11 protein-coding genes and 1 other annotated feature are annotated in these 15468 nt (G+C 58.8%); of the genes, 4 read left to right on the top strand and 7 right to left on the bottom strand.

Annotated features, from left to right (window positions below; translation table 11 throughout):
• Window positions 1-40: 40 nt before the first annotated feature.
• Together ldtR and PL640_RS05395 are read right to left on the bottom strand one after the other, a co-directional pair.
• Entirely contained in the window at window positions 41-550 is a 510-nt protein-coding gene (gene ldtR, locus PL640_RS05400) for a transcriptional regulator LdtR (protein WP_169539083.1), read from the bottom strand.
• A 234-nt stretch (window positions 551-784) separates the two neighbouring features.
• Window positions 785-1222, bottom strand: coding sequence for a DUF6163 family protein (locus PL640_RS05395; protein ID WP_046798867.1), 438 nt, complete (start codon window positions 1220-1222; stop codon window positions 785-787).
• Window positions 1223-1406: 184 nt separating this feature from the next.
• Between PL640_RS05395 and hemB the strand changes: the two genes are divergently transcribed.
• From hemB to PL640_RS05380, 3 genes are all read left to right on the top strand, one after another.
• Window positions 1407-2420, top strand: a complete 1014-nt coding sequence (gene hemB / locus PL640_RS05390) for a porphobilinogen synthase (RefSeq protein ID WP_046798866.1) — start codon at window positions 1407-1409, stop codon at window positions 2418-2420.
• 98 nt (window positions 2421-2518) lie between these two features.
• Window positions 2519-2977, top strand: a complete 459-nt coding sequence (locus PL640_RS05385; RefSeq protein WP_046798865.1) for an RDD family protein — start codon at window positions 2519-2521, stop codon at window positions 2975-2977.
• A gap of 178 nt (window positions 2978-3155) precedes the next feature.
• On the top strand, window positions 3156-3914 hold the full coding sequence (locus tag PL640_RS05380) for an arginyltransferase (protein ID WP_271361030.1): 759 nt from the start codon (window positions 3156-3158) through the stop codon (window positions 3912-3914).
• Window positions 3915-3998: 84 nt separating this feature from the next.
• Here PL640_RS05380 and parC read toward each other — a convergent pair whose 3' ends face one another.
• Entirely contained in the window at window positions 3999-6251 is a 2253-nt protein-coding gene (parC, locus tag PL640_RS05375) for a DNA topoisomerase IV subunit A (protein WP_142839542.1), read from the bottom strand.
• A gap of 229 nt (window positions 6252-6480) precedes the next feature.
• Here parC and PL640_RS05370 point away from each other — a divergent pair, with 229 nt between their 5' ends.
• Window positions 6481-7671, top strand: a complete 1191-nt coding sequence (locus tag PL640_RS05370) for a hypothetical protein (protein ID WP_142839541.1) — start codon at window positions 6481-6483, stop codon at window positions 7669-7671.
• A gap of 40 nt (window positions 7672-7711) precedes the next feature.
• On the opposite strand, the gene PL640_RS05365 is transcribed toward PL640_RS05370, so the two are convergent.
• The 4 genes from PL640_RS05365 to aspS form a co-directional block, all read right to left on the bottom strand.
• Window positions 7712-9193 (bottom strand): SulP family inorganic anion transporter, encoded by a 1482-nt coding sequence (locus PL640_RS05365; RefSeq protein WP_271361029.1) that lies wholly within the window; start codon window positions 9191-9193, stop codon window positions 7712-7714.
• Between the two features lie 74 nt (window positions 9194-9267).
• Window positions 9268-9323, bottom strand: a sequence feature (sul1 is cis-regulatory element that is thought to sense ions involved in sulfur or methionine metabolism; They are found in Alphaproteobacteria).
• Window positions 9324-9401: 78 nt separating this feature from the next.
• The gene (locus PL640_RS05360) at window positions 9402-11507 is read right to left on the bottom strand and encodes a methyl-accepting chemotaxis protein (protein ID WP_271361028.1); all 2106 of its coding nucleotides are present in this window, start codon (window positions 11505-11507) and stop codon (window positions 9402-9404) included.
• Window positions 11508-11820: 313 nt separating this feature from the next.
• The gene (gene creD, locus PL640_RS05355) at window positions 11821-13266 is read right to left on the bottom strand and encodes a cell envelope integrity protein CreD (RefSeq protein ID WP_271361027.1); all 1446 of its coding nucleotides are present in this window, start codon (window positions 13264-13266) and stop codon (window positions 11821-11823) included.
• 254 nt (window positions 13267-13520) lie between these two features.
• Window positions 13521-15308 carry an aspartate--tRNA ligase gene (gene aspS, locus PL640_RS05350; protein WP_271361026.1) on the bottom strand — a complete coding sequence of 596 codons (1788 nt, stop codon included), beginning with the start codon at window positions 15306-15308 and terminating at the stop codon, window positions 13521-13523.
• Between the last annotated feature and the right edge of the window lie 160 nt (window positions 15309-15468).

Raw genomic sequence — 15468 nt, 5'->3', positions numbered from 1 at the left:
AGCGATGCCCCCGGCTTAAACAGTGAAACCGTCGCGGATATTAGAGACGATAAGCGATCGAGTCGTTCCAGAAGCGATCGAGGCGCTGCAGCAGCTTGTTCATTTCAGAGAACTCGCCGGTGCCGATGCCGCCGACCTTTTCGATCGAGCCGACGTGGCGTTCATAAAGGCGGGCAACCGTTTCGGCGATGGCCTGGCCTTCTTCGGTCAGGCTGATGCGGACCGAGCGGCGGTCGACACGCGAACGCTGGTGGTTGATGAGACCGAGGTCGACCAGCTTCTTGACGTTGTAGGAAACGTTCGAGCCGAGGTAATAACCGCGGGAGCGAAGTTCACCGGCCGTCAATTCGGAATTGCCGATGTTGAACAGCAGGAGAGCCTGTACGGCGTTGACGTCATCACGACCCTGACGATCGAACTCGTCCTTGATGACATCGAGGAGGCGGCGGTGGAGACGTTCCACCAGATGCAGCGACTCCATGTAGAGCGAACGGATGGTATCTTCGTGTGCGTCGGCAACAACGGCCTGCGGCTTAACTTTGCTATTGATCATGACTGCCTCACTGTTTTGTTTGGCGGTGTGTTTGTTTGTCTCCCGCCTTGAGTGAGAACCTAATCAATGCGCATAAAATTCTACTTAAAAGCTACGATTAACAAATGGTTACCTGCATTTTCCCTGGAGGACCCAACTTGTGGCGAAGCGGGAATGGCCAGAGGTCATGCATTATAAATCAATGACTTAGGGATAAAAAACGGCCTGAAAACAGGCCGCATTGCTTTATTCTTATGGTAAATCAATTCTTGCGCGTTCTTCATTCTGGCGGTGATCCAGCCAGAAAGCGACCAGAAATAGTATATAAATGGTTGCCACGAGACCGTGCATGACGGGTACCAGCGTGTTGGCGCCGAAGATATGTGGCCATACCTTATACATGGCGATCTGCGCGCCTGCCCCCATGACCCACATGACAGCGCCCCAAGAGGCGCCAAGCCAGAGGCCGAGTGCCGCAACCGGGAAAATAACCGCCAGTGCACTGCCCGCTACCCGCCAGGGCAGGTTCAGCATATCGAACCGCCCCTGCCCGCCCAGCGAGTACCCCGTGAGCATTGCCCAATATTGCAGGCCGAACCAGAAACAGGAGACCGCGACCAGCCTCATGAAGACCAGAAAGAGGATTTCCGTAAGCGGACGCTTCGGCAGAGGTTGAGAATCAGGTTCCATGGCCGGAAGATACGGTCTCGACGGGCGGGCGACCAGCCCATATTGAATCCGGTGGTCTACCTTGTCAAAGCATCGCTTCCCGGCAAGGCAGGCAAGAGGGAAAGCCAGGGCGACATTGTCGCATTCGCACGGCGCATGCTTCATGTTATGCAGCTTGCGAAATTTGACCGAAGGACATTCTGACATGCAGGACAAAACGCATCTGGTCGACGAGATCACCGGCCATCGCCGCATGCGGCGCAATCGCAAGGCGGATTGGACGCGCCGTCTGGTGCAGGAGAACCGCCTGACCGTCGACGATCTCATCTGGCCGGTCTTCATCGTACCCGGCAGCAATATCCTCGATCCCATTCCGGCGATGCCCGGCGTCAACCGCATGAGTATCGACAAGCTCGTCGAAGCGGCGAAGGAAGCCGCCGACCTCGGCATTCCGGCAATCGCCACCTTCCCGAATATCGAGATGGATCTGCGTGACGAGACCGGCTCTAATGCGCTCGAGGCCAACAATCTCATCAATCAGGCGACGATCGCGGTCAAAAAAGCCGTTCCAAATATCGGCATGATCACCGATGTCGCGCTCGACCCCTTCACCAGCCACGGGCATGACGGCATTTTGCGCGGCGACGAGATCGTCAATGACGAGACGGTCGATCAGGTCGTCAGGGCGGCGATCCTGCAGGCCGAGGCCGGTTCGGACATTATTTCTCCGTCGGAAATGATGGATGGCCGCATCGGCGCCATTCGTCGCGGCCTTGATGCCGCCGGGCACCAGAATGTCGGCATCATGGCTTACGCAACGAAATTCGCCTCCGGCTATTATGGCCCCTATCGCGAGGCCATCTCCACGGCCGGCCTGCTGAAGGGCGACAAGAATAGCTATTACATCAGCCCTGCCAACGGCATGGAAGCGATCCGTGATGCGGCGCTCGATGTGGAGGAAGGCGCGGATATGCTGATGGTCAAACCCGGCCTGCCCTATCTCGACATCTGCTGGCGGCTGAAGGAGAATTTTGGGCTGCCGACTTTCGCCTATCAGGTGTCCGGCGAATATACCCAGATCAAGGCGGCGGCCATGAATGGCTGGATCGACGGCGAACGGGTGATGATGGAAACGCTTCTCTGTTTCAAGCGTGCAGGCTGCGATGGCATCTTGAGCTATTTTGCCATCGAGGCTGCACGCAAACTCGCAAAGGGCTGACGGCCATCTCTTATTGTATTCGGTCGTTTTCTTCCCATATTGTCTGCTGACACGGCATATATGCCGCGCTGTCAGACCTTCTCAGGAGAAAACGACCGATGAGCCTCGACCAGAACCCCACCTATGCCGCACCGGACGACTGGCGCGCCTATAGCGGCGTCCTGAGCCGGCGCGTCTTCGCGTTCCTGATCGATTACGCGATCGTTCTGCTGCTTTGCATTCCGGCCGCCGTGATCGTCTTCTTTCTTGGCGTGATCACGCTGGGCCTCGGCTTCTTCCTCTACCCGGCGCTGTTCGTCATCGTCGCGGTGCTTTATTTCGGCGTATCACTCGGCGGTCCCTCGCAGGCCACACCCGGCATGCGGGCGATGGGCATCGCCATGGCGCGCATGGATGGACGGCGAATCGATTTTCTGCTGGCGACCGTGCACATCGTGCTGTTCTGGGTCATCAATTCGGTTCTGACGCCGCTGATACTGCTCGCAGGCCTGTTTACCGAGCGCTCGCGCCTCGTTCACGACTTCCTGCTCGGCACCGTCATGGTCAGAACACGCTGATATCGAGGAAAGCCACGAAAACGTGGCTTTTAAAGGCGGTAAATACCTCATCCCGCAGTTGACGTTTTCCGTCATTTTGCCATTCTGTGACATTATGCATGTCGCTTGAAGCGCCGCCGCCAACCCCGTGAAATCGCGGCGCGCTTTCATAACAGACGCAGGAGGCGATCACGGTTCGATGAACACGCAGGCGACGCCCTCCCCCCAATTCTATCTTACGGCGCCGGCCACCTGCCCCTATCTGCCGAACCAGATGGAGCGGAAGGTCTTTACGCACCTGGTTGGCCCGCGCGCCTCGGAAATGAACGACCTTCTGACCCAGGGCGGCTTCAGGCGTTCGCAAAACATCGCCTATCGCCCGGCCTGCGAAAACTGCCGCGCCTGCGTTTCCGTGCGTATCCTGACCGAGCAGTTCCAGCCGACGAAATCGATGCGGCGCGTGTTATCCATCAACAAGGATGTCGTCGCCACCGTTCACGCCGCCGAACCTTCCACCGAGCAGTTCTCCCTGTTCCGCCGTTATCTCGACCACCGCCATCAGTCTGGCGGAATGTCCGATATGTCGGCGCTGGACTATGCGATCATGGTCGAAGACACGCATGTGAACACCCGCATCATCGAATACCGCGTGCGCGAACCGGGCTCCGGCATTGATTCCAGCAAACGCGGCGAGTTGCTGGCCGTGGCGCTCAGCGACGTGATGAGCGACGGCCTGTCGATGGTCTATTCCTTCTTTAATCCCGATCTCGAAAAGCGCTCGCTCGGCACCTTCATGATCATCGACCACATCACCCGCACCCGCGCGCTTGGCCTGCCGCATGTCTATCTCGGCTATTGGGTCGATGGTTCGGAAAAGATGGGCTACAAGACCCGCTATCACCCGCAGGAACATCTGACGCCGCGCGGGTGGGAGGTTTATCACCCTGACGAAGAATAACGGGGTCGCCACGTCCTATTCAATTCGGATAGCAAAAACACACGAAAGACGTCCCGAATAAACTTCCGGGACGCCACTTCAATATTACCCGCCAAATTTCCCGCTACGTGGAAAACCCTTCGGCACGGTGCGGCCAACGGTGGCACGGTCGGCCAGCCATTCGCGCAGTTCTTCACCCACCTTGTTGAAGAGACGCCCGGCCGTGTCGGACCAGGACAAGCCTTCGGCAAGCGCGAAACATTTAACGTCGACAACGCCGCCATCCTTGTAGCGTTGCAGGCGCACGCCCTTGCCGCGTGACATTTCCGGCACTTGCGACAGCGGGAAGGCCAAAAGCTTGCGGTTTTCGCCGACGACAGCGACATGGTCGCCCGTCACCGGCACCGCCAGCTTGGCTTCGTCAGGCATGGAGACATTCATGATCTGCTTGCCCTTGCGGGTATTTGCAACCATTTCGCTTTCCGCCACGATGAAACCGTTGCCAGCGGTGGAGACGAGCAACAGCTTGCGTGAGGGATCATGGACGAAGGCGGTCAGGATGTCCTGATCGTTCTCCATGTCGACCATGATGCGGATCGGCTCGCCATGGCCGCGCCCACCCGGCAGCTTGTCGGCGCCGAGCGTATAGGCCTTGCCGCCGGTGGTCAAAAGCAGCAGCTTGTCGGTGGTCTGCGCCGGGAAGGCAAGCTTCGGGCCGTCGCCTTCCTTGAAGGTCAGGGTCGACGTATCGGACATGTGGCCCTTCAACGCCCTGATCCAGCCCTTCTGCGAAATGACGATGGTGACCGGTTCCTTTTCGATCATCGCCTGCTGGATGGCCTCGATATCGGCATCCGGCGCATCCGCGAACTGCGTGCGGCGACGGCCGATCTCGGTTGCCTTGGCATATTTCTTTTTGACCTCGCCGATTTCCCAGGCGACAGTTTGCCACTGCTTGTCGTCGGAGGCGAGCAGACCTTCGATTTCGGCCTTCTCACTGCTGAGTTCATCGAACTCCTTGCGGATTTCGAATTCCTCGAGCTTGCGCAGATTGCGCAGCCGCATGTTGAGAATGGCTTCGGCCTGGTTGTCGGTGAGTGACCACTTGGCCATCATCACCTGTTTCGGCTCGTCCTCCTCGCGGATGATGCGGATTACCTCATCCAGATTGAGATAGGCGACCAGCAGGCCACCCAGAATCTCGAGCCTGCGATCGATGGCGGCCAGACGGTGGCGGGAGCGGCGGACCAGCACGTCCTTGCGGTGCGCCAGCCATTCGCTCAGCACTTCGTTCAGCGCCATGACCTTCGGCACCTTGCCAAGCGACAGCACGTTCATATTGAGCGGCAGGCGACTTTCGAGGTCGGACAGGCGGAACAGCGATTCCATCAGGAGCGTCGCATCGACGGTGCGGTTCTTCGGCACCAGCACGATGCGCACGTCTTCGGCGGATTCGTCGCGAACATCTTCCAGCAGCGGAAGCTTGCGGGCGAGCAGAAGTTCGGCGATCTTTTCGATCAGCCGCGATTTCTGCACCTGGAAGGGAATTTCGGTGATGACGATCTGATAACCGCCGCGACCGAGATCCTCCGTTTCCCATTTGGCGCGCACGCGGAAACCGCCGCGGCCGGTCTTGTAGGCATCGAGAATATTCTCGCGGCTTTCGATGATCACGCCACCCGTGGGTAGATCGGGCCCGGGAATGAACTCCACCAGCTTTTCGACCGTCGCATCGGGATGCTTGATGAGATACAGCGCCGCATCGCAGAGTTCGTGGGCATTGTGCGGCGGGATCGATGTCGCCATGCCCACGGCAATGCCAGAGGCACCATTGGCCAGAAGATTCGGGAAAGCACCCGGCAGGACCACCGGTTCCTCGTCTTCTTCATTATAGGTGGCGCGGAAATCCACCGCATCCTCGCCGATGCCTTCCAGCAGCAGCGCCGCCACATCGGTCATGCGCGCTTCGGTGTAACGATAGGCGGCAGCGCCGTCGCCATCGATGTTGCCGAAATTGCCCTGCCCGTCGACGATCGGATAACGCTGCGAGAAATCCTGCGCGAGACGCACCAGCGCATCATAGACCGACTGGTCGCCATGCGGGTGGAACTTACCGATGACGTCACCGACGATACGGGCGCATTTCTTGAAGGCCGAGTTGGGACGAATGCCCATTTCGCTCATGGCGTGAATGATGCGGCGGTGAACCGGCTTCAGGCCGTCACGCACATCCGGCAGCGCACGATGCATGATCGTGGACAAGGCGTAAGCGAGGTAGCGCTCTTCAAGCGCCGCCTTCAAATCGACCGGATGAATGTTATCGTCTCCGCCAGACGGAGGTACAAGATTTTTTCCCATGGTGCTTGACTAGCGGAAATGCCGATTCCCGGCAAGAAATTCAGGGGTCTGCCCTGTGGATGAAAACACCTCTTTCGTGAGGTTTTTTGTTAACCGCGATCTAAATGCCGCAATGCCGCCGTCATGGGAATCGATCTAAATTCTGTAGACCTTTGAATAATCGTGAATATAAGTATCACCATTAGCATTCTGACAGGGTGCACATCCGTACGTTGAGGGAAGAAACATCATGAGATTGAAATCCACCCGGCAGGTTCTTTTCGCGAGTGCCGCGCTTCTTACGCTTTCGGCACCGGCTTTTGCGCTGGACGGCGGGGATGTGCTGAAGAAGATCAATGCAGCCTATGCCGCCCAGGGCGGTGAGATCGCCGCCGGCTCGGTTGCCGTCAACGGCTCGACGGTGACGCTGAACAGCGTGACCTTCAACGCAGCCGCCGATCCCGCCAAGAAAATCCCGGTCGGCAACATCACGCTTGAAGGCGTCGAGGAAAACAACGGCGGTTACACGATCAAGAACGCCCGTTTCGACAATATCGACTACAAGCAGGAAAACGTGGAGATCAAGGCAAGCGACATCTACATGTCGGGCCTCGTCATTCCCGCTGATGCGACCACGGGCACCGTGGATGCGCTGATGTTCTATGACGAAGCACATAGCGGCCCGGTTTCGGTTTCCATCGACGGCAAGCCGGCTTTCTCACTTGAGGAAAGCACCGCGACGATGTCGGTCAGCGATGACAAGGCCTCGATCGGTTTCGAACTTGATGCATCCGGCTTCAAGGCCGATCTCAGCGAAGTCACCGACCCGGCCACGAAGGACGCGATCGAGAAGCTCGAACTCAAGGCCCTTTCCGGCGACATGACCATGAGCGGCAGCTGGGAAGTTGCCTCCGGCACCGTTGATGTCGAGGAATATGCCATCAACCTCGACAATGTCGGCCGCCTCAACATGTCGTTCGGCTTCTCCGGCTACACGCTTGCCTTCATCAAGTCGATGCAGGAGACGGTGAAGGCGCAGGCCGCCAATCCGAACAAGGAACAGGCAGACCAGGCAGCCAGCCTTGCCATGCTCGGCCTGATGCAGCAGCTTTCCTTCGTCAATGCCGAGATCAGCTTCGAAGATGCCAGCATCACCAAGCGCGCCATCGATTACACGGCAAGCCAGCAGGGCATGACGAGCGACCAGCTCGCCCAGACCATCAAGGGCATGGCCCCGATCATGATGGCCTCGCTCAACGTACCGGAATTGCAGAACATGGTGTCGACGGCGATCAACACCTATATCGACAATCCGAAGAACTTCTCGATCACCGCAGAGCCGGAAAAGCCGGTTCCGTTCCCGATGATCATGGGCGCTGCGATGGGCGCACCGAACACCCTGCCGAAAATGCTCGGCGTGACGGTGACGGCAAACGAATAAACAAAAAAGCCCCGGTTCTGCCGGGGCTTTTTATTTGTACTCAATGCAGCGGGGCTGCCGCCGCACCCTGCTTGTCGTGCAGGGCGAAACGGTCGATCATGTGGGCGCTCGCCTCATTGACGCCGATCACTTCGACCCGCCTGCCGACCTTACGGAATTTCAGGACCACCTTGTCCAGCGCGCCGACTGCGGAGATATCCCACAGATGCGCCTCCGAGACATCAATCGTCACCGCCTCCACCTCGTCGGCGAAATCGAAGGCGGCGATGAAGCTTTCCGTCGAAGCGAAGAAAATCTCGCCATCGACGCGGTAGATCCGCTCGCGACCATCGTCTGAAAGCTCCGGTCGGACATGGAAGAGCTTGGAAACCTTGCCCGCGAAAAACACGCCGGAAAGAAGCACGCCCGCCAGCACACCCTTTGCAAGGTCATGGGTGGCGAGCACCGTGCCGACGGTTACCAACATAACGATGCTTGACGATGGCGGGTTGCGGCGCAGATCAAGGATCGAACGCCACGAAAAGGTGCCGATGGACACCATGATCATGACAGCCACCAGAGCCGCCATGGGAATGATGCGCACGAGATCATCCAGCACCAGAATGAGGAACAGCAGGAACGCACCCGCGACGAAAGTGGACAAGCGACCACGACCGCCGGAGCTGACATTGATGACGGACTGGCCAATCATGGCGCAGCCGCCCATGCCGCCGATGAGGGCAGATGCGATATTGCTCGTCCCCTGCCCGATGCATTCCTGGCTCTTGTTGCTGCCTGTATCCGTCATGTCGTCGACGATCTGGGCCGTCAGCAGCGATTCCAGCAGGCCAACGGCGGCGAGCGCCACGGAATAGGGAAAGATGATCTGCAACGTTTCGAAGGTCAGCGGCACCTGCGGCAATGCAAAGATCGGCAGTGTCGACGGCAACTCACCGAGATCGCCGACCGTGCGGATGTCCATGCCGGAGAACACCGCCACGCAGGTCAGGGCAACGATGGCGACCAGCGGTGATGGGATGATCTTCGTGACCAGCGGAAAGAGATAGATGATCGCAAGACCGGCCGCGATCATGACATAGGTTTCAACCGGCACGCCGATCAGTTCGGGCAATTGCGCCATGAAGATCAGGATCGCCAGTGCATTGACGAAACCGGTCATGACAGAGCGTGACACGAAACGCATCACCCGGCCGAGTTTCGCAAAACCCGCCGCGATCTGCAGCACGCCCATGAGAATGGTGGCGGCAAAGAGATATTGCAGCCCGTGCTCCTTGACGAGCGTGACCATCAGCACGGCTGTGGCTGCGGTTGCCGCCGAAATCATGCCCGGCCGGCCGCCGGTGAAGGCCGAAACGCAGGCGATGGCGAAGGAGGCGAACAGCCCCACTTTGGGATCGACACCGGCAATGACGGAAAAGCCGATGGCTTCGGGAATAAGGGCGAGCGCCACGACGATGCCGGAAAGAAGATCGCCGCGAATATTGGAAAACCACTCACGTATGTAAGTCTGAAATCTGTTCATCTGATTTTTTCGCAAAGAATGACGCACCGGCCGGAGCCATGTCCGGTAGATTGAAAAGGAATGTCGGTGCTTTGCGTTGTCTGGCGGATCGGCGGCCAGAAGAGCCACCCGGGATTTCACCGGGTCCGTGGTGAGTACCCCACCTATAAACAGCAAAAAAGCGGGCGGCAAGTTGCGCGCCCGCTTTTCGATGCAGCAAAATGAGGTATCAGGCCGCTTCGCGCAAGCCATGCTCCTCCACATCCATATCGCTCAGCCGGAACTGACAGACCAGATCCTTGAGGCGGCCCGTCTCGCTCGCCAGCATGGCGCTGGCGGCATTGTTTTCCTCGACCATGGCGGCATTCTGCTGCGTGCCCTGATCCAGATTGTTGACGGCGGTATTGATCTCGGAAAGCCCGAGCGACTGCTCCTTTGTCGCAACGGCGATGGCTTCGATATGGCCGTTGATTGTCTTGACCGAGCCGCCGATGCGCGAAAGGGCTGCGCCGGTTTCCCGCACGAAACGCGCACCATCCTTCACCTCGGTGCTGGAGTTGCGGATCAGCACCTTGATCTCGGCCGCGGCTTTTGCAGAGCGCTGCGCCAGTTCGCGCACCTCCTGGGCGACGACGGCGAAACCGCGTCCCGCCTGGCCCGCACGGGCTGCCTCGACGCCGGCATTGAGCGCAAGAAGGTTGGTCTGGAAGGCGATCTCATCGATGACGCTGATAATGCTGCCGATCTTGCCGGATGACTGTTCGATCTTTTCCATGGCCATGATCGTATCGACGACGAGGTCGGCCGTGCGGCTGGCATCCTCATCGGCAGAATGGGCGACCGTGCGGGCTTCCACAGCACGCTCCGCCGAGATGCGGATATTCGCGGTCAGCTCATCGAGAGCGGCGGCAGTTTCTTCCAGCGAGGCGGCCTGCTGCTCGGTGCGGCGGGCAAGATCGGCAGCGCTCTGGCTGATTTCCTGGCTGCCGCCGTCGATTGCCACGCTCGACTGCACGACGCCGGACATGGCGGCATCCAGCTGGCGGATGGTGCGGTTGAGATCGTGGCGCAGCGTCTCGAAATCCGGAGCGAAAGGCTCGTTCAACTCGAAGGAGAGATCACCGGCGGCAAGACGGTGCAGCGCTGCCGCAAGACCGCTCGTCGCCTGCATCAGCCGCGCCTGTGCCTCCGCCTCCGCCTCGCGCTGGAAACGGGCCTTTTGGTCTTCCGCCTGTTGCCGGGCCGCAAAAGTCTGGTTCTCCAGTTCGATCTTGGCGATGGCGGCCTGACGGAAAATTTCCAACGCCTGCGCCATGGCGCCGAATTCATCCTTACGGCGCAGGCCGGGAACGTCGAATTCGGTTTCACCTTCGGCAAGGCGACGCATCGCACCAGTGATCAAGGTCGCGGGGCGGGTTATCGAACGGCCAATGAGATAGACCCCGGCAAAAAGGATCACGACGGTCAGGGCAATGAGGGCGACGACGATCGAAACCGTGGTTTCCGCCGCATTTTTGTTCTGCAGCGCGCTTGCCTGCCGCTCCTGCCGATAGGCCGAGGAAATATCGGCGACGAGCGGCAGCAATGCGGTATAGGCCGTGGCAACCGTCTCGCGTGCCGCCTGCTCCTCCAGCACCGCCTGCGCATAAAAGCGGAAGGAGGCGGTGTAGATTTCCAGCGCGTCCATGATGCGCTGGCGCTCGACGCCCGGCCGGTACTCCAGCTTCACCAGCGCCTTGAAGGTTTCCACCTCGGCGGCGTGTTTTGTCGCATAGGTTTCGTCGCGCCGCAGGATGAAATCCTTCTCGTGCCTGCGCATCATCAACATGCTGGCCCGGATTTCGGCATTGGCAACGGTGTCGATGTGTTTTTCAATGGAATGCACACCATTGCGCATCGCGCCTTCAAGACCTTCCGCGGGGGTGAGACCCAGCTCCTGATTTTTGGAAACCAGCGCTTTCATGCGTTCTCCATAGGCAGCAACACCCTGCGCCAGCGCATCAAGTTTCACGCGGGCCTGCGGCGTGGCGCTGCCTTCGAGAGAATTGACGGACTGCCCAACCTTGCCCATCGTCTGGTCGAACTGCGCAACGGAATTCATGTCCCTGGAAAGCAGGAAGTCCCTCTGGTGAAGACGGCTTTCATGCAGAGCGTCCACAAGCGTCGTCAACACCCCGTCCCTCTGGATCAACGTGTCTTCGGCGATGCGATAACGCTCCTCCATCTGCCGTTGCCACAACAGCATGCCCGAGATGACGGCGATACCGCACAGCGCAGCCAGCGCCAGCATGGACACGCGATGCGCTATTTTGAACGTCGAGACCAGCGAAAACATTCAACCCTCATTTGTGAAATTTCATGGGGGCGATGAATGATCGACAAGACTTAAGAAGTTCTCTACCGGATTTGTCAGTTTGATTAAGTTTTTATGACAATCCACAGGTTAAGCGGAATAGACAGGAGATCCCGGCAAGCAAAAAGCCTGCACGATAAAGATACTTGTCGGGAAAACAGAGTAGACAGGAGGCGGAAAGCGCTGCTTTCCCGCCTCAGTATTGCCTCCCTGCTTTTCTCATCTGACTCCAAGCCGGATAAGGAAAAACAGGGAGTTACGTCGATTGAGATCAATCCCGTGGGAGCAGGCTAGACTATGCCACCTCGTTTGCGGAGTTGCGCATCTGCGAAGCGCCTGCCCCCGACCAATCGACCCGGCGGGTGGCGTACATGGTTGCGGCTATAGCAATGAAGGAGATCACAGCACCTGCCAGCAACGCATATTCGTCTTCGTTCAAAACCAGATACATGACGCCGTAGGCGACCGCCAATACGGTAAACAACGCCACACCATTCCTGCGACTATTGGTTGCACTACCGAGATAAAACGCGATCAGCGCCGCCGTCGCTGTTGATGCCGTGATATAGGCAACCGTGAAGCCCGTATGCTCGGAGAGCGCCAGCAGCAACACGTAGAAAATAATCAGCGCCAACCCCGTCAGCACATATTGTATCCAGTGCACGACAGTGCCGCCCTTGAGTTCAACGATGAAGACGGCAAGGAAGACCAGTGAGATGAAACCGATCGAATATTTCAGCGTTCGGGCGATGATCTGGTAAAATTTCACGGGTTCGACGAGGTTGATCGTCATCAGGCTGCCCGACAGTGGCAGACGCGTGCCCTCGACCACCCGGTCTATGCCTCTCGCAAGATAAGGAATGGTCCAGTTCGCCTTGAAATCCGTAGCGGTGACGGTCTTCTGCTCGGGTAGGAACAGGCCTTCGAAGCCGGGATGTGGCCAATCGGCGTTTGCCGCAAAGCTCGTCGTCTGGCCGGCCGGCGCCACGGCGAAACTGCCTGAACCATTCAGGGAAAAGGCGATATCGAAGGCGAAGCCGGTTTCGATGAGGTTTCTCTCAATCGGCCTGTGCACACCGGCATCGGACCGGATCGATACCTCTGGACCGGCGCGGTTGGTCATCACCGAAATATCCCGCATGCCGGGATCAAAGGGCAGAACCGGGCCGCCATCGATTTTGACGCCGGCGCTGGAGCGGATGCCGGTCATATCCTGTATGCTGAGGACGAGAATGGCGTTTTCGAGTCGTGGCGTGCCGGAAAAGCGCGCGAGGTCCTGCAGGATGCCGGAACCGAAGCGGCCTCTCAGCGCGATGTTGCTGTTATAGACCGGCAGGCTGTAGATCGACAGCTGCTTTTCCTCGGTCTTCAGATCGGCCGCGACATCAAGCGTTTCCGGCATGACCAGCACCCATTCCGTCGTGCGGTCGACGATGCTCTGGCCATTCACCTCGCGGCGGCGGTCCACGTCGAAAGGCACGGCAAGATAGGGACCGTTCACCACCTGATCACCGCCCCAGCCATTGGCAATTCGCCCCGACACATCTTCCGCCCGCGAGGCGCGCTCTTCCGTCAACCCCCAGACAAGCAGGAGCGGCACGAGCAGAACCATGGATATGAAGCCGATCATCAGGAACTTGGCGCCCGGCGAGCGCAGGCTGACGGCGAAATTGCCGCGCGGCGGGGCTGGAGGTGCATATCCACCCGCCGGCGCGATATCTTTTTCCGTTTCATGTACCATTCTGAAATCCTTATAAATATGATCGCGCCGAAACCGAAAGCGAAGTTCGGCCGGCGCTGTCCCAAGTTTAAAACCCCAAATAGTCTTGCGTCCCCCAGGTGAACGCGGAGCCTATACTGGAAGTGGATTTCGGCTGATTGTGCGCGGAATTCGGTTTAACTCGCGGTAAAATTGTGACTTTGCCGCGTTCGTTGCAAAAACAAAAAGGGCCGGCGTTGCCGCCAGCCCTTTGTTTGAACCTGAATAAATCCAGATCAGTCCTTTTTGGACGGAATAACGCGCAGCGCCAGTTCGCGAAGCTGCGTCGGCGTTGCCGGCGACGGGGCGTTCATCAAGAGATCCTGCGCCTGCTGGTTCATCGGGAACAGCGTGATTTCGCGCAGGTTCTTGGCGCCGACCAGCAGCATGACCACACGGTCGATGCCGAATGCGCAACCGCCATGCGGAGGCGCGCCGTACTGGAAGGCCCGGTAGAGACCGCCGAAGCGCTCTTCCACGTCCGTCTGGCTGAGGCCCACCTTTTCGAAGGCCTTGACCATCAGCTCGGGCGACTGGTTACGGATCGAGCCGGAGGCGATTTCGAAGCCGTTGCAGACCGCGTCATACTGGAACGCCTTGATGGAGAGCGGATCCTGCCCTTCCAGCGCTTCCATACCACCCTGCGGCATGGAGAACGGGTTGTGAGCAAAGTCGATCTTCTTTTCTTCGTCGTTGTATTCGAAGAAGGGGAAATCGACGATCCAGCACATTTCGAAACGGTCGCGATCGATCAGGTTCAGCTCGTCGGCGGCGCGGGTGCGCGCCTCGCCGGCGAACTTGTAGAACTTGGCGGGATCGCCGGCGACGAAGAAGCAGGCATCACCCGCTTCCAGGCCGAGCTGCTGGCGTAGCGCCTCGGTGCGTTCCTCGCCGATGTTCTTGGCAAGCGGACCGGAACCGCCGACCTTGCCGTCCTCTTCCTTCCAGAAGATGTAGCCGAGGCCCGGCTGGCCCTGAGACTGCGCCCATGCGTTCATGCGGTCGCAGAAAGCGCGCGAGCCGCCGGTCTTGGCCGGGATTGCCCAGACCTGAACCTTGGGGTTGGAAGCGATCATGTTGGCGAAGACCTTGAAGCCCGAACCATCGAAATGTTCGGTCACGGCTTCCATGACGATCGGGTTGCGCAGGTCCGGCTTGTCGGAGCCGTATTTGCGGATCGATTCGTCATAGGGAATGCGCGGCCATTGTTTCGTCACCGGCTTGCCGTCGGCAAACTGTTCGAACACGGCCGTCATCATCGGTTCCATCGTGGTCCAGACATCTTCCTGGGTCACGAAGCTCATTTCGACATCGAGCTGGTAGAATTCACCCGGCAGACGGTCGGCACGCGGGTCTTCATCGCGGAAGCACGGAGCGATCTGGAAGTAGCGGTCGAAACCGGCCACCATCAGAAGCTGCTTGTACTGCTGCGGCGCCTGCGGCAACGCGAAGAACTGGCCTTCGTGGATGCGCGAGGGAACGAGGAAGTCGCGTGCACCTTCCGGCGAGGATGCGGTGAGGATCGGCGTCGTGTATTCGGCAAAGCCCAGTTCACCCATGCCCTTGCGCATGGAAGAGATGATCTGCGTGCGCTTGACGATGTTCCTGTGCAGTGTCTCGCGGCGCAGGTCGAGGAAGCGGTACTTGAGGCGAACGTCCTCGGGATATTCCGGCTCGCCGAAGACGGGCAGCGGCAATTCCTTGGCAACACCCAGAACCTCGATTTCCTGCGCGTAAAGCTCGATCTCGCCGGTCGCCATGCCCTTGTTGATGGTGTCCTCTGAACGCGCCTTGACCAGACCGTCGATGCGGATCACCCATTCGCCGCGCACCGTCTCGGCAACCTTGAAGGCCGGGCTATCGGGATCGGCCACCACCTGGGTGATTCCGTAATGGTCGCGAAGGTCGATGAAGAGAACGCCGCCATGATCTCGCACGCGGTGAACCCAACCGGAAAGGCGAACGGTTTCGCCGACGTCGGACTTGCGAAGAGCGGCACAGGTGTGGCTGCGGTAACGATGCATTTTTATATCCTGGAACGTGTCGTGGGCCAGATCAGCCGCACTGTCGAATTTGGCCGGAAAAACGCATGACCAGCCTGATTTGTCAAGGCAAAGCGCAAGATTGTCGCCTCCTGACTGTCCTTTCCCCCGCCTTGGCTTTAGATAGTGCTTATTCAGCCCG

The organism is Agrobacterium sp. ST15.16.024, from assembly GCF_027956545.1.
In the GTDB taxonomy this organism is placed as follows: domain Bacteria; phylum Pseudomonadota; class Alphaproteobacteria; order Rhizobiales; family Rhizobiaceae; genus Agrobacterium; species Agrobacterium cucumeris.
This window is presented reverse-complemented; position numbering and strand designations above follow the sequence as displayed.